This window comes from Halopseudomonas sp., assembly GCF_047631575.1.
Lineage (GTDB): Bacteria > Pseudomonadota > Gammaproteobacteria > Pseudomonadales > Pseudomonadaceae > Halopseudomonas.
In genome coordinates, this window is the sequence record NZ_JBLIAB010000003.1 from 107,651 (window position 1) to 124,678 (window position 17,028).

The following is a 17,028-nucleotide window of genomic DNA, read 5'->3' on the forward strand; positions in this document are numbered from 1 at the left end:
TTTTATTGCGGGTTAACCCGGTTACTTGGCGCTCAAAGATCCTGCTCCACCGTTTCACGAACAAGCTTGAAAATCTTGCGCGAACCAGCCGGAGGCTTGTTTTCGGCGGCTTCCTTGGTGGCCTGACGGACCAACTGGCGCAGTTGCTGGCGGTCAGTTTGCGGGTAAGCCGACATGAAAGCTTCCTGGTCTTCGTTGCTACCGGTTAACAACCGGTCGCGCCAACGTTCGATCTGGTGAAAGTGCTGGGCATGGGTTTGGCTGCTACTGTCGAGCCGGTCTAGGTACGCCCGGATGGCATCCAGATCCTGGTCGGGCATCTGCTTGCCAACAAAACTGAGATGACGCTTCAGCGCGCCTCGGGCCGTATGGCGGGGTGCTTCTTCTAGCGCAGCCACCAGTTTGTCGGTCAGCTCCAGTTTTGCGAGTTGTGCGGGCTTGAGCTCCAGCAAGCGACGACCCAGTGCGCGAAGCTCGTCGCGCTCGCGCTTGAGCTGCGATCTGCTGACGCCCTCGTCTTCCTGTTCCTCGTCGTAAAAGTCTGTCATGGTCACCTCGTTGCGGCCCGCCTGCGGGTACTGTTCAATGCGTCATGATACCCGTTCACAGCGGGGCTGTCCGGGGTACAATGACCGCACGATAGGAGATTACATGACCGAATACCAACCCGCCCGATACGAAGATCCCCATGCGCTGCGTCAGGAACTGGAGCAGCGAGTTACCTTTATTCTTGAAGAGTCCCGCCGGCAGGGGGCCTCTGCGTGTGAAGTAGGCGTTAGTCAGAATACCGGGCTGTCGGTGGCAGTGCGCCAGGGAGAGGTTGAGACGGTCGAATTCAATCGTGACCAGGGTTTTGCTATCAGCCTTTACATAGGCCAGCGAAAGGGCTCTGCGAGCACGTCGGATACCTCTGATGAGGCTATCGGCGCGGCAATCCAGGCGGCATTGGGGATTGCTCGCCATGCTTCGGAGGACAGCTACGCTGGATTGGCTGATCCTGCTCTGATGGCGCGAGATCTGCCCGACCTTGACCTTTATCATCCATGGGATCTGGACGCCAGTGATGCGATCGAGCGTGCGCTTGCGTGCGAAAAAGCGGCACTGGAAAGCGATTCTCGACTAACCAGCGACAGTGCCAATGTAGCCAGTCAGAAAGGCTGCCGGGTATACGGTAACAGCAACGGCTTTATTGGCAGTTCCATGGGTACCCGGCACAGTGCTTCGGCGGTAATGATTGTTGCCTCCGAACAAGGCATGCAGCGCGATTACTGGTACGACGTGGATCGTCAGGCGCATAATTTGCCCAGCCCTGAGGCGTTGGGGCGTAAGGCCGCCCAGCGCACGCTGGCGCGGCTGGGTACGCGGCCGATCAAAACGGCCAAGGTGCCGGTTCTGTTTGCCGCAGACCAGGCGTCCGGGTTGCTTGGGCACTTGATAGGCGCTATAGCCGGTGGTGCGGTTTACCGTCAGTCTACTTTTCTGCTCGACGCGCTGGGCCAGCCTATTTTCCCCTCTTGGGTAACCATCGACGAGCGACCCTTTCTGCTCCGGGCATTGGGCAGCTCAGCTTTTGATGGTGACGGCTTGGCCTCCCGCGAGCAGGCTTTTGTTGACCAGGGCAAGCTGCTCAGTTGGGTACTCAGTACCTATTCCGGACGTAAGCTCGGATTACCCAGTACCGCTAACGCCGGCGGCGTGAGTAACCTGCATATCACCAGTAATGCGGGTGATCTGGATGCGCTCCTGCAGGAAATGGGTACAGGTTTGCTGGTGACAGAATTGATGGGGCAGGGCGTGAACGGCGTCACCGGCGATTATTCCCGTGGCGCGGGTGGATTTTGGGTACATAACGGCAAGATACAACATCCCGTGCAGGAGGTAACCATTGCCGGCAATCTCAAGGACATGTTTGCCAATCTTCGCTGCGTTGGTTCCGATATCGAGAGTCGTGGCAATAACCTCACGGGCAGCTGGCTGATAGATGGCATGACTGTCGGCGGAGAGTGAGCGCACGGAACTAGTTGACCAGGCGCGAGCATTAGCTTGTCCGCGTTCTGGTTTACTCGCCCTCTTCGAAATAGTTGTTGATCAGGGCAAGTAGTTCTTCCATCGCCTGTTCCGCGTCCTCACCCTCGCAGGTGATACACACCTCACTGCCTTTGCCCGCCGCAAGCATCATGACCTGCATGATGCTTTTACCATTGACCGTATTTTCGTCTTCGGCATTGATGCGTACTTCGCACCCATATCGATTGGCAACGCCGACAAACTTGGCGGCTGCGCGGGCATGCAGGCCGAGCTTGTTGATGATCTCTACACGGGATGTAAGCATGTTCAAGGTAAATCCCGATGACGAATAAGCATGTTTTCCGTTCGTGCTCCCAGATCGTTCAACAGACGTTCCGCAATGTACACCGAGCGATGGTGGCCGCCTGTGCAGCCTATTGCTATGGTCATGTAACTCCGCTCACCTGCCGCATAGCGGGGCAACCATTTTTGCAGAAACTGCAGGATGTCCTGATACATTTCCTGCACGTCGGGCTGATCATTCAGGTAGTCGCATATCTGCTTGTCACGACCGGAAAAGGGCCGCAGCTCGGGTTTCCAGTAAGGGTTGGGCAGACAACGCACATCGAAGACTAGGTCAGCATCGACCGGAATGCCCCGTTTGAATCCGAATGACTGAATAAGTACCGAGGGAGCGCTACCTCGGCTACCCAACAGTCGCTGCTTCAAAATGTCGCGCAGCTGATAAAGGTTCAGATGACTGGTGTCGACTTTCAGGTTGGCCAGATCGATGATTGGACCAAGAAGCTTCAGTTCAGCCGCTATGGCTTCACCTAGCGAAAGGCTGTGATCTGTCAGTGGGTGTTTGCGTCGGGTTTCTGAAAACCGCTTGATCAGTACCTCGTCAGTCGCGGCGAGGAAGAGTACGTCACAGGTAATACCACTCTCGCGTACCTGTTTCAGCAGATCTGGAAAGCGTTGCAGGTCACTAGGCAGGTTTCGGGCATCGATACTAATTGCGACCTTGGGCAGATCCATGCCGGCATTGTTGGCCTGGCGTGCCAGTTCGGGTAGAAGGCCCGCTGGCAGATTATCGATACAATAGAAGCCGTTATCTTCGAGCAAGTGCAATGCAGTACTTTTACCCGAACCGGAGCGACCGCTGACGACTACCAGATGCATTGTGTTCAATTACCCGGGTCTGTAGCGGTGATAATCCGATACAACTCATCGGCATCCTCGGCACTGCGCAGCGCTTCACGCAAGCGGGTCTGATCTAGCTTCTCGGCGAGCATCTTAAGTATTTGTAGATGTTGATCGGTTGCCTCCTGGGGGACCAGCAGCACGAAGATAAGATCGACTGGTTCTCCGTCCAGAGCATCGAAATCGATTTTCGATTGCAGCTGAAACAATGCGCCGACAGGTTTGTGACAATCCTCTAGACGGCAATGGGGAATTGCGATTCCATTGCCAAAACCGGTTGAGCCCAGCTTTTCGCGGGCAATCAGATTCTGGTAGATATTGTCGGGATCAAGATGACTGTGCTGGGCAACCATCTTGCCAATCAGCTCAAGCATTCTTTTCTTTGATCCCCCCTGCACGCCGGCAAAGGTACGCTGGGGGGTAAGTATGTGGTCAATTTGCATGGATATGGCTACGGTTGCCTTAGCGGTCGTTGACGCCTTGCTGGCGATTGAGGTTCTTTTCCTTGTGCTTTATCAGCTGTCGATCAAGCTTGTCGGTCATCAGGTCGATTGCAGCGTACATGTCAGTGTGCTCTGCATTGGCGACTACTTCGCCACCGGCAACATGCAGGATAGCTTCGGCCTTTTGACGGAAATTATCGACTTCGAGGATCACCTGTACGTTGGTTATCTTGTCGAAATGCCGCTCCAGGCGGGTCATTTTCTCGTTCACGTATTCGCGCAATGGATCGGTAATGTCTAGCTGATGACCGCTTAGGTTCAGTTGCATATGACTTCTCCTGATTGGCTTGATGAAACAGGGATGTTCTATATTTGCTCCGCTATACCGCCTCTGGTGCTCCACGAGTCAGGCTCGATGGTCAAACAATCCGCTTACGCTCGCTCGATGGTGCGATGTTCAATGACTCCCGGTACTTGGCAATAGTGCGGCGGGCTACATCGATGCCCTGTTCTTCCAGTAAACCAGCGATCTTGCTGTCGCTCAATGGTTTCTTCGGGTTTTCTGCGGCGACAAGTTTCTTGATCAGTGCGCGGATCGCTGTGGAGGAAAATTCGCCGCCGTCGGATGTGCCCACATGGCTGGAGAAAAAATACTTCAGCTCGAATATGCCACGGGGTGTATGCATGAATTTCTGGGTTGTTACCCGCGAGATGGTTGACTCATGCATGCCAACAGCTTCGGCAATATCGTGTAAAACCAAAGGCTTCATTGCCTCCTCACCGTACTCAAGAAACTCGCGCTGATGTTCGACGATTTGCGTCGCCACTTTCATCAACGTCTCGTTGCGGCTTTGCAGGCTTTTGATAAACCAGCGCGCTTCCTGCAAATTATTGCGCAGGTAGGTATTGTCCTGGCTGGAATCCGCCCTGCGCACCATGGATGCATAATGACTGTTCACCCGAATTTTGGGGACCGATTCCTGGTTGAGCTCGACAATCCAGCGTTTGTTGTCGCGACGCACAATCACGTCGGGGATAACGTACTCGGGTTCGCCTGAGGCAATTTCCGAACCGGGCCGCGGATTGAGCGTTTGAATAAGTGCAATCACGCGGCCCAACTGGTCTTCCTTCAACCGCGTGCGGCGCATCAGTTGGCTGAAGTCCCGGCTGCCTAGCAGGGCCAGATGGTCGCGTACGACTTTTAACGCATGCTCCAGCAATGGGGTGTCGGCGGGTAATTGACGAAGTTGCAACACTAGGCATTCGCTCAGATTACGCGCGGCCACTCCCACGGGCTCGAATTGCTGGATTCGATGAAGCACCATTTCGATTTCGTCGAGCTCGACTTCCAGCTCCGGATCAATAGAGGCGAGGATCTCTTCAAGCGACTCTTCTAAGTAGCCATCGGCGTTAATGGCATCAATAATCGACAGAGCGATAAACTGATCTGTTTCGGAAAGTGGAATCAGGTTGAGTTGCCACTCCAGGTGACTCTGCAGCGTCTCGCCGGTGCCGGTGCGGGCGGTGAAGTCCCACTCGTCATCATCTTGGCTGGGTAGAGAGCTGCTGGAGGTCTGGTACACATCATCCCATTGGGTGTCGACGGGCAGCTCAGTGGGGTTCTGTTCGTTCCAGTTACCCTCTTCGTCTGCCTGGGCATGTTGCTCAATCGCATCCATCGCCACGGGCTCGGGTATGGACACTGATGGAGCTTCATCGCTGGCAGCAGTATCGGCATTGGAGCTGCCGTGGTCATCGTCTCCGTCGTCGGCCATTTCCAGCATCGGATTGGCTTCGAGCGCTTCCTGAACCTCCTGCTGGAGATCCAGGCTCGACAGTTGCAAAAGTCTGATAGCCTGTTGCAGCTGAGGCGTCATCGTCAGCTGCTGCCCCATCTTGAGGACGAGCGTCGGTTTCATTATAGGACGTATTACCTTGTGCGCTGTTTCGGGCGGGTGGATGCAGCCGCCCGGGTTCTTAGCATGCCTGAGTTGACAGGGTTTTTATAGCCGGAACGCATGGCCTAGATAAACGTCCTTGACCAGTTGATTGTCCAGAACCGCCTGGGCGTCGCCTTCAGCAATAATGTGGCCGTTATTGACTATGTAGGCCTTGTCACAGATATCCAGCGTCTCGCGTACATTATGGTCGGTGATCAATACACCGATACCCTTGTCTTTCAAATGCTGAATGATCTGCTTGATGTCATTGACTGAAATCGGGTCAACACCGGCAAAGGGTTCGTCGAGCAGTATGAATTTGGGTTCGGTCGCTAGTGCCCTGGCAATCTCGGCGCGTCGGCGCTCGCCACCTGACAAGCTCATGCCCTTGCTGTCGCGCAAGTGATGGATATGAAATTCTTCCATCAACGAAGCGAGCTTGTCGAGGCGGCCCTGCCGGTCAAGATCGGTGCGGGTCTGCAGGATGGCCATAATATTGTCTGCGACGCTGAGCTTGCGGAAGATCGAAGCCTCCTGGGGCAGATAGCCGATCCCCTGCCGGGCGCGGCCATGCATCGGTAGCTGGGTTACATCCAGGCCGTCGATCAGTATGTGCCCGTGATCGGCCTTGACCAGACCGACGATCATATAGAAACAGGTAGTCTTACCGGCACCGTTCGGCCCGAGTAACCCGACAACTTCGCCGCTACGGATCGATAGCGAGACGTCCTCAACCACTTTTTTCGATTTATAAGACTTGGCCAGATGGCGCGCTTCGAGAGTGGTCATGGGGTCGTGGCTTCGTTGCGCTGGCGAGGTTGAATGACAATTTCGATGCGACCCGGCTCGCCGGTTGTATTTGAATCAGGCCGGCCGGCATCAACCACCTGCTGATTGATATCGTAGCTGACGTACTGGCCCTCGAACGTGTTGCCGCGCTGTTCCAGTCGTGCCTGGTCGATTAGTACAATGCGTTCACTGTCGGCGAAGTATTCGATGGTCTGCGCCTGAGCGTTCACCTCGCCGTCGCTGGCCCCTGGAGTTTGCGCGTAGGTTGCAGGGCTGCCCTGGCTGACGATCTTGGTGACCGCACCGCTACTATCAGTGTTGAGGGTGACGCGGTTACCCGTCAATCGCATGCTGCCCTGGGTAATGATGACGTTGCCCTTATATACGGCTGTATTACGACGCTCATCGAGTGTGGCGCTGTTAGCCTGGATGCGGATCGGCTGATTGCTGTCCTGGGGCAATGCCATCACCGGCAGGGCCGGAAACAGCAACAGTGCGACAATAGACAGGGATTTAATGCAGCTCATGCTGACCTCGTACGTTGGACAGCAGCTCCAGGCGGCCATCATTCAAAAAAACCTGCATGCCGGTTGCGGTAGTATTGCTTCCGGCCGTTTGAATTCTAACGCTTTGTGCGGTCTCGGCATAATCGCGTTCAGGGTAAAGAGTCAGCGCTTGGGTGGTCAGGCGGGCAGTGGGTGCGGCCGGATCCTGCCGCTGCAGAAGGACATCATTCATCATGTCCACCTGTTTCCCGCCGGAAGTGACTACACCCTGTTGTGCCTGAAGTAGCCAGGGGTGCGCTTCACCGGGACGATAGTACAACAGGTTCGGCTGTTCTAGCAGAGTGCTGTCGTCGGCGCGCTGGTGGGTCGCACGATCGCTGCGCAGCTGGTAAGCCAGAGTGCCCTGCTCGTTGAACATCAGAATCTGTGTATTTTCCATGAAAAAGTCAGGCTGTAGCGGGTCGAGCACCAAAGGAGTCTGGTCGAACGTTGAGGGTCGAATGTTGAAATAACCCACTGCCAGGGCAAGCACGACGACCAGTCCGATCAAGCTCGCGGTCCGCAGATAGCGTGGCATCGAGAACATCACAGGTAAGCCTCGCGTGCGCCGTGAAGTGTGCCCTGGGCGCGCATGATCAGCTCGCAGAACTCCCGTGCTGCACCCGCTCCTCCATTGGCGGTGGTGACACCGTGCGCCTGTTCGCGAACAAAACTGTCCGCACTGGCTACCGCCATGCCCAAGCCAACGCGACGCATGACTGGCAGGTCCGGCAAGTCGTCACCCAGGAACGCGATCTGATCGAGTTCAAATGGCAGAATCTCGCGCAACTCGCCCAGGGCATTAAGTTTGTCTTCGCGACCCTGCATCAGGTGGCGAATCCCCAGATTGGCTGCGCGTTTCTCCACCAGGGGCGACTTGCGGCCGCTGATGATAGCCACCTCCACCCCGGACGCCATCAGCATCTTGATGCCATGACCGTCAAGGGTGTTGAAGGATTTAAATTCGGTGCCGTCGGGCATGAAAAACAGCCGACCATCGGTTAGAACGCCATCAACGTCGAATATTGCCAAACGGATAGATGCGGCGCGCTCGGTCAGATGCGTGTTCGCTATGCTCATACCACTCCTGCTCTTAGCAGATCATGCATGTTCAGTGCGCCAACCGGTTGTCCGCTGGCATTCACCACGAAGAGCCCGTTGATCTTGGCATCTTCCATGATCTTCAAGGCTTCGGCGGCAAGCGCGCCCTGTTTGACGGTCTTGCAGTGGGGCGTCATGACCAGGGAAATGCTTGAGGTATGAATATCGAGATTCTGGTCCAGTGTGCGGCGTAGATCGCCGTCAGTGAAAATACCGGCGAGTCGGCCTTGATGATCGGTGATACCGGTAAGGCCCAGGCCCTTGCGGGTCATTTCCAGTAACGCACCGCGCAGCGGCGTATCCGGTGCTACCAGCGGCATGGTCTCGCCCGCATGCATGATGTCATCTACCAGCAATAATAGCCGTCGGCCCAATGTGCCGCCGGGGTGAGAGAAGGCGAAATCTTCGGCGCTGAAGCCGCGGGCTTCAAGTAGCGCTATGGCCAGCGCGTCGCCCATAACCAGTGCCGTGGTAGTACTGGATGTCGGGGCCAGGTTCAGTGGGCAGGCTTCCAGTGCGACGCCAGTGTGCAAATTGGCCAGTGCAGCTTTGGCCATGACCGATTCGGGGTTGCCGGTGATACTGATCAACGGCACGCCCAATCGCTTGAGCAGGGGCAACAGGGTAACTACTTCGGCGGTGTTGCCGGAGTTGGACAGGGCGACGACGACGTCCTGACGCGTGATCATACCCATGTCGCCATGGCTGGCTTCGCCCGGGTGCACAAAAAAAGCCGGAGAGCCTGTACTGGCTAAGGTTGCAGCAATTTTTTTACCAATGTGTCCGGACTTGCCCATACCTGTCACCACGACGCGCCCGCTGCAGGTGAGCAGCGCGTTGCAGGCGGTCACAAAATGGCTGTCGAGCCGTTCCAACAGGTTGTGGACCGAGTCGCGCTCTATCTCTATGGTGCGACGGGCAGAGGCTATGAAATCAAAATCGGGCATATGCACACTTCATGTCGTTAACAGACCTTAGAGTATAGCGTTTTGTCGCGGTTAACTCACTCGTTCCGGAGTCCGTGGCGCTGGGTAGTGGCCGACAGGTCAGTGCGAAGGCTGCAATGTGTAGGTGGATATTGCACTGCAGCCTATTTGTTCGGCTGTTACTTGGGCTGGTAACGGCAAGCTGGTATATTAACCCGTTCATTTTACCCGCCTTGTGCCGGTGACCAGGAAGCTCGAATCTTTTATGACTGACGACTCAGAGTTTATTGTCGACCTCAAGCAGGTCACCTTCAAGCGTGGCGGGCGCATCATTTTTGATGGTGTGGATATCCGTATTCCGCGTGGCAAGGTGACCGGCATTATGGGGCCATCTGGCTGCGGCAAGACTACCCTGCTGCGTTTGATTGGTGCCCAGCTGCGCCCCGAGCGCGGGCAAGTGCTGGTCAATGGCGAGGATATACCTACCCTCAAGCGTGAGGCACTGTTTAGTGCCAGGCAGAATATGGGCATGTTGTTCCAGAGCGGAGCACTCTTTACGGATCTGAGCGTGTTCGAAAATGTGGCCTTTCCGCTGCGAGTACATACCCAGCTCAGCGAAGACATGATCAGTGATATCGTCAAACTGAAACTGCAAGCCGTTGGTTTACGGGGCGCCCACGGACTGATGCCCGACGAGCTCTCAGGTGGCATGAAACGGCGTGTGGCGCTGGCACGCGCTATCGCCCTGGACCCACAACTGTTGCTGTACGACGAGCCCTTTGTCGGTCAGGATCCAATATCCATGGGCGTGCTGGTGCGACTGATCCGACTTCTTAACGATGCGCTGGGTCTGACCAGCATAGTGGTATCCCATGACCTCGCCGAAACGGCGAGTATTTCTGACTATTTATATGTTATTGCCGATGGCGGGGTGTTGGGTCACGGCGCGCCGGATGAGCTGATGCAGTCAGACAATCCGCGTATTCGTCAATTTATGCGCGGCGAACCTGATGGTCCGGTGCCTTTCCACTACCCGGCGGATGAGTTCACCGATGATCTGTTGCAGCGGAGTGAGAACCGATGAAAACGCTCACTGATCGACTTGCCCTGATGGGTGCGTCAGGGCTGGACGTGTTGGCAGCATTGGGTCGCTCCGGTGTTTTTCTGTTCCATGCAGTGGCCGGTCGCTCAAACTTTGGCAGTGGTTGGGCCCTGTTCGTCAAACAGCTGTATGCCGTGGGTGTCCTGTCGTTGGCAATCATTATTGTCTCTGGGCTGTTCATCGGCATGGTGCTGGCTCTGCAGGGTTACAACATTCTCAGCACTTACGGCTCGGAGCAGGCGGTAGGGCAGATGGTTGCACTTACCCTGCTGCGTGAGCTGGGCCCTGTGGTTACGGCGCTGTTGTTCGCGGGTCGCGCGGGTTCGGCACTAACCGCCGAAATTGGTTTGATGAAAGCGACCGAGCAGCTGTCGGGGCTGGAAATGATCGGTGTTGATCCTTTGAAGTATGTGATCGCCCCCCGATTGTGGGCCGGCTTTGTTTCTATGCCGCTACTGGCAATGATTTTTTGTGTTGTCGGTATCTGGGGCGGCGCGATGGTGGCTGTGGACTGGCTTGGTGTGTATTCGGGCTCTTACTGGGCCAACATGCAAAACTCGGTCGAGTTCAGCAGTGATATCATCAACGGTCTTATCAAAGCGGTGGCATTTGCTTTTGTGGTGACCTGGATTGCGGTTTTCCAGGGGTACGATTGCGAGCCCACATCGGAAGGAATCAGCCGGGCCACTACCCGTACCGTTGTCTATGCGTCCCTGGCCGTGCTTGGTCTGGACTTTATCCTCACAGCTTTGATGTTTTGATCAGCAAGGAAACCGAACATGCGTACTCGTACTCTCGAATTGACTGTTGGCCTGTTCATCCTGCTCGGCATCGCGGCCTTGATGGTTCTGGCGCTCCGGGTCAGCGGCCTCAGCGTCAGCCCGACCGCCGACAGCTATAAGGTCTACGCCCATTTTGACAATATTGCGGGTCTGACACCCCGTGCCAAGGTCACCATGGCTGGTGTCACTATTGGTCAGGTGACGGCTATCGAATTTGACAAGAGCCGTTACACTGCGCGGGTTGAAATGGCGATTGATGGAAGCGTCAATACACTGCCCTCCGATAGCGCTGCCTCGATTCTCACCGCGGGACTGCTTGGAGAGAAATACGTCGGTATCAGTGTTGGTGGTGAAGATACCATGCTGGCGGACGGCGATCGGATCGTTGATACCCAGTCGGCACTGGTTCTGGAAGAATTGATTGGGCGCTTTCTACTTAGCACCGTCAGCAAAGAAGATTAATACGGAGAATGATTATGCGAGTCCTCTATAAAGCATTGCTGGCCCTGTTCCTCGCTGTTCCGCTCGCGGTCCACGCAGCGCCAACACCCCAACAAGTAGTTGAAGATACGTCGAAGCGGGTAATGGAAGTTCTGGACGCCAACCGCGATACCTACAAAGGCGATAGCGAAGCCTTTCTGAAAGGTCTGAGCGGAGTCATGGATCCGATAGTGGACTATCGGGGTATTGCGCGCAGCGTGATGACCGTACGCTACAGTGGACGCGCATCCGACGAGCAGATGGAGCGCTTTATTGATACGTTCAAACGCAGCATGGTCCAGTTTTACGGCAATGCCTTGCTGGAGTTCGATAGCGGGTTGATCAAGGTATTACCTGCGACAGGTCGTAACAGCTACGGCGATGATCGCACCAGCGTTGATATGGAAATCCGTACTTCCAAAGGGATGATTTATCCGGTGACCTACACCATGGTCCGCATTGATGGGCAGTGGAAAGTTCGCAACGTCATTGTTGAAGGTATCAACATGGGTCTGCTTTTCCGTGATCAGTTCGCCCAAGCGATGCAGACGCAGCGCGGGGATATGGACGCAGTTATCAATAACTGGGGCAACGTGGTTGCCGAATCAGCCAAAACTGTCGACCAAAAGGCCAGCAATTGAGCGCCAGTATTGCCAGCGACAAGGACGGCTTGATCCGGCTTGAGGGTGAGCTCGATTTCACCAGCGCGGTTGCCTTGCGCGCCGAGCTGGAACAGGCTGTCAAAGCGCAGTCCGGGGATGTGACTCTCGATTTTGCCGGGGTCAGTCATACCAACAGTGTTGGGTTGTCCCTGATTCTGGTCGCGGCACGTGCCTTGGGCGAGGGTGATGGTAATCTGCGGTTGCAGAACCTGCCGGTTGGCTTGCAAAGCATTGCCCGTGTCTGCGAGCTGGAAGACTGGCTGGGCACGCTGACAGTTTGACCCGGACAACTCTCCGCAGGCGGGTTGTCCTCCTTTTTTATGGATGGGATACACATGCAGTCCGAACAGGTTAAGCAACTGATTGAAACGCAACTTCCGAATACAGAAGTCGTAGTGGAAGGCGAGGGCTGCAATTTCCAGCTTGTTGTCATCAGCGACACACTTGCAGCGCTGAGCCCGGTCAAGCGCCAACAGGAAATCTATGCACTGCTTGGTGAGCAGATCGCCGACGGCAGCATCCATGCGGTGAGTATGAAGTTCTTTACCCGTGACGCCTGGAGTCAGCGCCCCTGATTGCGCCGCGTGTTTCGCAGGACCCTACTCATCTTTCGCCTTTCGCCTGACAAGAGAACGTATTGCACATGGACAAACTGATCATCACCGGCGGCAACCGTCTGGATGGAGAAATCCGCATTTCCGGAGCGAAGAATTCGGCATTGCCGATTCTGGCGGCTACGCTGCTGGCTGACGGCCCAGTGACGGTGTGCAATCTTCCGCACTTGCACGACATTACCACCATGATCGAGCTGTTTGGCCGCATGGGCGTAGAGCCTGTGCTGGACGAGCGCATGAATGTGGCGGTCGATCCGACCCGCATCACTACCCTTATAGCCCCGTATGAGCTGGTCAAGACCATGCGCGCCTCGATCCTGGTCCTCGGACCGATGGTAGCGCACTTCGGTTATGCCGAAGTGGCCTTGCCTGGCGGCTGCGCCATTGGTTCGCGACCGGTCGATCTGCACATCCGTGGACTCGAGGCCATGGGCGCCGAGATCACTGTTGAAGATGGCTATATAAAGGCCCGCGCCCCAGATGGTGGTCTGCGTGGCGCCCACTTTTTCTTCGATACCGTGTCGGTTACCGGTACCGAGAACATTCTCATGGCAGCGACTCTGGCCAACGGGCGTACTGTTCTTGAGAATGCTGCGCGCGAACCTGAAGTGGTTGACCTGGCCGAGTGCCTGATTGCCATGGGCGCAAATATTACCGGGCATGGTACTGACACGATCACCATTGACGGTGTCAAGAGTTTGCACGGTGCGCGCTACTCGGTCATGCCTGACCGCATCGAGACGGGTACCTATCTGGTTGCTGCCGCAGCGACCCGCGGGCGCATCAAGGTCAAGGATACTGATCCGACTATCCTGGAAGCAGTGCTGCTCAAGCTGGTGGAAGCAGGTGCCCAGATCGATACCGGCAAGAACTGGATATCGCTGGATATGAAGGGTAATCGTCCACGTGCGATCAACCTGCGCACCGCGCCCTATCCGGCATTTCCGACCGACATGCAGGCCCAGTTCGTAGCAATGAACGCTATTGCCGAAGGCACCTCGACGGTTATCGAGACAGTCTTTGAGAATCGTTTCATGCACGTTCAGGAAATGAATCGCATGGGTGCGCGCATCACTATCGAAGGCAATACCGCGATCGTGACCGGGGTCGAGAAGCTCAAGGGTGCGCCGGTCATGGCCACGGATCTGCGTGCGTCGGCCAGTTTGGTTATCGCTGGACTGGTCGCCGAAGGCGAAACACTGGTTGACCGTATCTACCATATCGATCGCGGCTATGAATGCATCGAGGAAAAACTGCAGATGCTCGGCGGTATCATCCGCCGGGTCTCCTGAGCCACACAAGGGACCCCGCATGACCCAGAGTCTGACTATCGCCCTGTCCAAGGGCCGTATTCTCGACGACACCTTGCCGCTGCTTAAACTGGCAGGCATCGAGCCGCTCGAGGATCTGGAGAAAAGTCGCAAGCTGATTTTCGAAACGACCGATCCCAATGTGCGCCTGCTGATTATCCGCGCGACCGATGTGCCGACCTACGTTGAGCTGGGCGCTGCGGATATGGGCGTGGCCGGCAAGGACGTGCTGATGGAATACGGTAGCCAGGGGCTATACGAGCCCCTGGATCTTAAAATTGCCAATTGCCGGTTGATGACCGCTGGCCCGGTCAACACACCAGAACCACGGGGTCGCTTGCGGGTGGCGACCAAGTTCGTCAACGTGGCGCGCCGGTATTATGCCGAGCAAGGCCGCCAGGTTGAGGTTATCAAGCTGTATGGTTCGATGGAGCTGGCTCCACTGGTCGGGCTGGCTGACAAGATCATTGATGTGGTCGATACCGGCAATACCTTGCGCGCCAATGGCCTCGAAGCGCAGGAGCTGATCGCCACCATCAGTTCTCGGCTGGTGGTGAATAAAGCTGCAATGAAAATGAAGCACGCACGGATCAAGGCATTGATAGAACTGCTGGCCGCTGCGGTCGAGCAACGTACCGGCTGACTACCGTTTCTGTATCCACTTCCTCTGAAAGGTAAATGTGATGAATACGCCGTTGAAAATTGCCCGTCTGGATGCCAGTCAATCTGACTTCAGCCAGCATCTCGACGTGTTGCTTGCCTGGGAAGGCGTGTCGAACAAAAGCGTTAATCATCGTGTGGAAGAAATCATTGCCGCCGTACGCGAGCGTGGCGACGCTGCATTGATCGAGTATACCGCCCGGTTTGACGGACTGGACGTTGCCAGTATGGCTGACCTGACCATTGATCGTGCCCGCCTCGAACTGGCGCTGGAGCGTATCACGCCTGAACAGCGAGCAGCGCTGGAGCTCGCCGCCGAACGGGTCAAGGTGTACCACGAGCATCAAGTACAGCCTTCCTGGCGCTATACCGAGCCGGACGGTACGATTCTCGGCCAGCAAATTACCCCGTTAGATCGCGCCGGACTGTATGTGCCGGGTGGCAAGGCGTCTTATCCTTCTTCGGTATTGATGAACGCTATTCCTGCCAAGGTCGCCGGTGTGCGTGAAGTGATCATGGTGGTACCCACCCCGCGTGGTGAAATAAATGAACTGGTGCTGGCTGCGGCCTGTTTGGCCGGAGTGGATCGGGTCTTCACTCTGGGTGGCGCGCAGGCAGTAGCAGCGCTGGCCTATGGCACTGAAACCGTGCCGCGGGTAGACAAGATTGTCGGGCCGGGCAATATCTATGTGGCTACGGCGAAACGGTCGGTGTTTGGTCAGGTGGGTATCGATATGATTGCCGGGCCGTCTGAAATTCTGGTGGTCTGCGATGGCCAGACCGATCCTGATTGGATCGCGATGGACCTCTTTTCCCAGGCCGAGCACGACGAGGATGCCCAGTCGATCCTGCTTTCACCGGATGCGGATTTTCTCGATGCGGTCGAGGCGAGCCTCAACCGGCTGCTCGATAGTCTGGAGCGCGCTGAGATGGTGCGTACCTCACTGGAAAATCGGGGCGCATTGATCAAGGTTGATAGTCTGGAGCATGCCTGTGAGGTGTCCAACCGCATTGCGCCGGAGCACCTTGAGCTTTCGGTAGCCGACCCGGAAGCGCTCATGCCGCTGATCCGGCACGCTGGCGCGATTTTCATGGGGCGTTATACACCTGAAGCGCTGGGTGATTACTGTGCAGGCCCCAATCACGTTCTGCCGACTTCCGGTACCGCGCGATTTTCCTCGCCCCTGGGTGTCTATGACTTCCAGAAGCGTTCCTCGGTGATCTTCTGCTCACCCGAAGGCGCTTCCGAGCTGGGCAAGACGGCCTCCATATTGGCCCGCGGTGAGAGCTTGACGGCACATGCACGCAGCGCCGAGTACCGAATCAAGTCCTGATCAATGTTTGAGCAGACCCTGACGCCATTTTGAGCGGCTGCCGCTCTGCCTTTGAGGAACTATCGTGAGTCGATTCTGGAGTCCTTTTGTCGCCAGCCTGGTGCCTTATGTGCCCGGTGAGCAGCCCAAGCTGGACAATCTGGTCAAGCTGAACACCAATGAGAACCCTTACGGACCATCGCCCAAGGCCATCGCAGCCATCCGCGCGGTACCCGATGACAGTCTGCGTTTGTATCCGGCGCCCGACGCCGAGGCTTTGAAATCATCGATTGCCTCTTATTACGGGGTTCAGAGCGATCAGGTATTTGTTGGAAACGGTTCGGATGAGGTCCTTGCACACGTCTTTCATGGGCTGTTTCAGCATGGTCGCCCGTTACTCTTTCCGGATATCAGCTACAGCTTCTATCCGGTTTACTGCGGCTTATACGGGATCGAGTCGCACACAGTGCCGCTAAGGGATGATTTTCACATCGATGTGGCCGATTTCAATCTGCCCAACGGCGGGATTATTTTTCCCAATCCCAATGCACCGACAGGTATCGCAATGGGATTGGATGCCATCGAGCGCTTGCTGCAGGTCAATATGGATTCTGTCGTGGTAGTTGACGAGGCCTATATCGACTTTGGCGGCGAGACCGCGATCAGTCTGGTCGACCGTTACCCCAATCTGCTGGTGACCCAAAGCCTGTCAAAATCGCGCTCATTGGCGGGGTTGCGCGTGGGGCTGGCCGTAGGGCATGCCGATCTTATCGAGGCTCTGGAGCGGATCAAGAACAGTTTTAACTCCTATCCGCTGGATCGGCTAGCCTTGGCCGGTGCTGAAGCGGCTTTCGATGATCGAGAGTATTTTGAAGCGACCCGGCAGAAGGTCATTCAGAGCCGTGAAAGTCTTGCCGCCCGATTGCAGAATATGGGATTTGAGGTGCTACCGTCAGCGGCTAACTTCGTATTCGTGCGGCATCCGGAGCATGATGCTGCTGTCTTAGCTAAAGGCCTGAGAGAGCAGCGTGTGATTGTCCGGCATTTTGCCAAACCGCGAATCGATCAGTTCCTGCGTATTACCGTGGGTACCGAAGAGCAGAATCAAAAGCTCATTGACGCCCTGCACGCATTGATCTGAGCTGTCACTG

22 protein-coding genes are annotated in these 17,028 nt (G+C 56.0%); 11 read left to right on the forward strand and 11 right to left on the reverse strand.

Annotation, left to right across the window (positions count from 1 at the left end):
* Positions 1-32: 32 nt before the first annotated feature.
* The gene (gene yjgA / locus ACJAXR_RS07245; protein WP_415057588.1) at positions 33-548 is read right to left on the reverse strand and encodes a ribosome biogenesis factor YjgA; all 516 of its coding nucleotides are present in this window, start codon (positions 546-548) and stop codon (positions 33-35) included.
* A 103-nt stretch (positions 549-651) separates the two neighbouring features.
* Here yjgA and pmbA point away from each other — a divergent pair, with 103 nt between their 5' ends.
* Positions 652-2,007, forward strand: a complete 1,356-nt coding sequence (pmbA, locus tag ACJAXR_RS07250; RefSeq protein WP_415057589.1) for a metalloprotease PmbA — start codon at positions 652-654, stop codon at positions 2,005-2,007.
* Between the two features lie 52 nt (positions 2,008-2,059).
* Here the strand turns inward: pmbA and ACJAXR_RS07255 are convergent, their stop codons facing one another.
* From ACJAXR_RS07255 to ACJAXR_RS07300, 10 genes are all read right to left on the reverse strand, one after another.
* A complete protein-coding gene (locus ACJAXR_RS07255; RefSeq protein ID WP_415057590.1) occupies positions 2,060-2,332 on the reverse strand; it encodes an HPr family phosphocarrier protein in 273 nt (90 codons plus the stop codon).
* Positions 2,333-2,334: 2 nt separating this feature from the next.
* A complete protein-coding gene (gene rapZ, locus ACJAXR_RS07260; protein ID WP_415057591.1) occupies positions 2,335-3,189 on the reverse strand; it encodes an RNase adapter RapZ in 855 nt (284 codons plus the stop codon).
* A 5-nt stretch (positions 3,190-3,194) separates the two neighbouring features.
* On the reverse strand, positions 3,195-3,653 hold the full coding sequence (gene ptsN, locus ACJAXR_RS07265; RefSeq protein ID WP_415057592.1) for a PTS IIA-like nitrogen regulatory protein PtsN: 459 nt from the start codon (positions 3,651-3,653) through the stop codon (positions 3,195-3,197).
* A 19-nt stretch (positions 3,654-3,672) separates the two neighbouring features.
* On the reverse strand, positions 3,673-3,981 hold the full coding sequence (gene hpf, locus ACJAXR_RS07270; RefSeq protein ID WP_415057593.1) for a ribosome hibernation-promoting factor, HPF/YfiA family: 309 nt from the start codon (positions 3,979-3,981) through the stop codon (positions 3,673-3,675).
* Between the two features lie 91 nt (positions 3,982-4,072).
* Complete coding sequence (locus ACJAXR_RS07275; RefSeq protein ID WP_415057594.1) at positions 4,073-5,572, reverse strand: RNA polymerase factor sigma-54; 1,500 nt, start codon at positions 5,570-5,572, stop codon at positions 4,073-4,075.
* An 84-nt stretch (positions 5,573-5,656) separates the two neighbouring features.
* Positions 5,657-6,382, reverse strand: a complete 726-nt coding sequence (gene lptB / locus ACJAXR_RS07280) for an LPS export ABC transporter ATP-binding protein (protein WP_415057595.1) — start codon at positions 6,380-6,382, stop codon at positions 5,657-5,659.
* On the reverse strand, positions 6,379-6,909 hold the full coding sequence (gene lptA, locus ACJAXR_RS07285) for a lipopolysaccharide transport periplasmic protein LptA (RefSeq protein WP_415057596.1): 531 nt from the start codon (positions 6,907-6,909) through the stop codon (positions 6,379-6,381). The genes lptB and lptA overlap by 4 nt, the downstream gene beginning before the upstream one ends.
* On the reverse strand, positions 6,896-7,474 hold the full coding sequence (lptC, locus tag ACJAXR_RS07290; RefSeq protein WP_415057597.1) for an LPS export ABC transporter periplasmic protein LptC: 579 nt from the start codon (positions 7,472-7,474) through the stop codon (positions 6,896-6,898). Before lptC ends, lptA begins: the two co-directional genes overlap by 14 nt.
* Complete coding sequence (locus ACJAXR_RS07295; RefSeq protein ID WP_415057598.1) at positions 7,474-8,007, reverse strand: KdsC family phosphatase; 534 nt, start codon at positions 8,005-8,007, stop codon at positions 7,474-7,476. Before ACJAXR_RS07295 ends, lptC begins: the two co-directional genes overlap by 1 nt.
* Positions 8,004-8,975 (reverse strand): KpsF/GutQ family sugar-phosphate isomerase, encoded by a 972-nt coding sequence (locus tag ACJAXR_RS07300; RefSeq protein ID WP_415057599.1) that lies wholly within the window; start codon positions 8,973-8,975, stop codon positions 8,004-8,006. The genes ACJAXR_RS07295 and ACJAXR_RS07300 overlap by 4 nt, the downstream gene beginning before the upstream one ends.
* A gap of 244 nt (positions 8,976-9,219) precedes the next feature.
* Between ACJAXR_RS07300 and ACJAXR_RS07305 the strand changes: the two genes are divergently transcribed.
* The 10 genes from ACJAXR_RS07305 to hisC all read left to right on the forward strand — a co-directional run bounded on the left by ACJAXR_RS07305 (position 9,220) and on the right by hisC (position 17,018).
* Positions 9,220-10,038, forward strand: coding sequence for an ABC transporter ATP-binding protein (locus ACJAXR_RS07305; RefSeq protein ID WP_415057600.1), 819 nt, complete (start codon positions 9,220-9,222; stop codon positions 10,036-10,038).
* A complete protein-coding gene (mlaE, locus tag ACJAXR_RS07310; RefSeq protein ID WP_415057601.1) occupies positions 10,035-10,817 on the forward strand; it encodes a lipid asymmetry maintenance ABC transporter permease subunit MlaE in 783 nt (260 codons plus the stop codon). The genes ACJAXR_RS07305 and mlaE overlap by 4 nt, the downstream gene beginning before the upstream one ends.
* A gap of 18 nt (positions 10,818-10,835) precedes the next feature.
* Positions 10,836-11,300, forward strand: a complete 465-nt coding sequence (gene mlaD / locus ACJAXR_RS07315; RefSeq protein ID WP_415057602.1) for an outer membrane lipid asymmetry maintenance protein MlaD — start codon at positions 10,836-10,838, stop codon at positions 11,298-11,300.
* An 11-nt stretch (positions 11,301-11,311) separates the two neighbouring features.
* Complete coding sequence (locus tag ACJAXR_RS07320) at positions 11,312-11,959, forward strand: MlaC/ttg2D family ABC transporter substrate-binding protein (protein WP_415057884.1); 648 nt, start codon at positions 11,312-11,314, stop codon at positions 11,957-11,959.
* Complete coding sequence (locus ACJAXR_RS07325) at positions 11,956-12,261, forward strand: STAS domain-containing protein (protein WP_415057603.1); 306 nt, start codon at positions 11,956-11,958, stop codon at positions 12,259-12,261. The genes ACJAXR_RS07320 and ACJAXR_RS07325 overlap by 4 nt, the downstream gene beginning before the upstream one ends.
* 54 nt (positions 12,262-12,315) lie before the next feature.
* Positions 12,316-12,555 (forward strand): BolA family protein, encoded by a 240-nt coding sequence (locus ACJAXR_RS07330; RefSeq protein ID WP_415057604.1) that lies wholly within the window; start codon positions 12,316-12,318, stop codon positions 12,553-12,555.
* A gap of 68 nt (positions 12,556-12,623) precedes the next feature.
* On the forward strand, positions 12,624-13,886 hold the full coding sequence (murA, locus tag ACJAXR_RS07335) for a UDP-N-acetylglucosamine 1-carboxyvinyltransferase (protein ID WP_415057605.1): 1,263 nt from the start codon (positions 12,624-12,626) through the stop codon (positions 13,884-13,886).
* A gap of 19 nt (positions 13,887-13,905) precedes the next feature.
* A complete protein-coding gene (hisG, locus tag ACJAXR_RS07340) occupies positions 13,906-14,547 on the forward strand; it encodes an ATP phosphoribosyltransferase (protein WP_415057606.1) in 642 nt (213 codons plus the stop codon).
* Between the two features lie 40 nt (positions 14,548-14,587).
* The gene (hisD, locus tag ACJAXR_RS07345) at positions 14,588-15,898 is read left to right on the forward strand and encodes a histidinol dehydrogenase (RefSeq protein ID WP_415057607.1); all 1,311 of its coding nucleotides are present in this window, start codon (positions 14,588-14,590) and stop codon (positions 15,896-15,898) included.
* Between the two features lie 64 nt (positions 15,899-15,962).
* Complete coding sequence (gene hisC, locus ACJAXR_RS07350) at positions 15,963-17,018, forward strand: histidinol-phosphate transaminase (protein WP_415057608.1); 1,056 nt, start codon at positions 15,963-15,965, stop codon at positions 17,016-17,018.
* The last annotated feature ends 10 nt before the right edge of the window (positions 17,019-17,028 follow it).

Bases quoted from the DNA above. Each gene is read 5' to 3' on its own strand.
- ACJAXR_RS07295 (WP_415057598.1), bottom strand. From the start codon at position 8,007: ATGAGCATAGCGAACACGCATCTGACCGAGCGCGCCGCATCTATCCGT.
- hisD (WP_415057607.1), top strand. From the start codon at position 14,588: ATGAATACGCCGTTGAAAATTGCCCGTCTGGATGCCAGTCAATCTGAC.
- pmbA (WP_415057589.1), top strand. From the start codon at position 652: ATGACCGAATACCAACCCGCCCGATACGAAGATCCCCATGCGCTGCGT.
- murA (WP_415057605.1), top strand. From the start codon at position 12,624: ATGGACAAACTGATCATCACCGGCGGCAACCGTCTGGATGGAGAAATC.
- rapZ (WP_415057591.1), bottom strand. From the start codon at position 3,189: ATGCATCTGGTAGTCGTCAGCGGTCGCTCCGGTTCGGGTAAAAGTACT.
- lptC (WP_415057597.1), bottom strand. From the start codon at position 7,474: ATGTTCTCGATGCCACGCTATCTGCGGACCGCGAGCTTGATCGGACTG.
- mlaE (WP_415057601.1), top strand. From the start codon at position 10,035: ATGAAAACGCTCACTGATCGACTTGCCCTGATGGGTGCGTCAGGGCTG.
- ptsN (WP_415057592.1), bottom strand. From the start codon at position 3,653: ATGCAAATTGACCACATACTTACCCCCCAGCGTACCTTTGCCGGCGTG.
- ACJAXR_RS07305 (WP_415057600.1), top strand. From the start codon at position 9,220: ATGACTGACGACTCAGAGTTTATTGTCGACCTCAAGCAGGTCACCTTC.
- ACJAXR_RS07275 (WP_415057594.1), bottom strand. From the start codon at position 5,572: ATGAAACCGACGCTCGTCCTCAAGATGGGGCAGCAGCTGACGATGACG.
- mlaD (WP_415057602.1), top strand. From the start codon at position 10,836: ATGCGTACTCGTACTCTCGAATTGACTGTTGGCCTGTTCATCCTGCTC.
- hisG (WP_415057606.1), top strand. From the start codon at position 13,906: ATGACCCAGAGTCTGACTATCGCCCTGTCCAAGGGCCGTATTCTCGAC.
- lptA (WP_415057596.1), bottom strand. From the start codon at position 6,909: ATGAGCTGCATTAAATCCCTGTCTATTGTCGCACTGTTGCTGTTTCCG.
- lptB (WP_415057595.1), bottom strand. From the start codon at position 6,382: ATGACCACTCTCGAAGCGCGCCATCTGGCCAAGTCTTATAAATCGAAA.
- ACJAXR_RS07255 (WP_415057590.1), bottom strand. From the start codon at position 2,332: ATGCTTACATCCCGTGTAGAGATCATCAACAAGCTCGGCCTGCATGCC.
- ACJAXR_RS07330 (WP_415057604.1), top strand. From the start codon at position 12,316: ATGCAGTCCGAACAGGTTAAGCAACTGATTGAAACGCAACTTCCGAAT.
- ACJAXR_RS07300 (WP_415057599.1), bottom strand. From the start codon at position 8,975: ATGCCCGATTTTGATTTCATAGCCTCTGCCCGTCGCACCATAGAGATA.
- hpf (WP_415057593.1), bottom strand. From the start codon at position 3,981: ATGCAACTGAACCTAAGCGGTCATCAGCTAGACATTACCGATCCATTG.
- yjgA (WP_415057588.1), bottom strand. From the start codon at position 548: ATGACAGACTTTTACGACGAGGAACAGGAAGACGAGGGCGTCAGCAGA.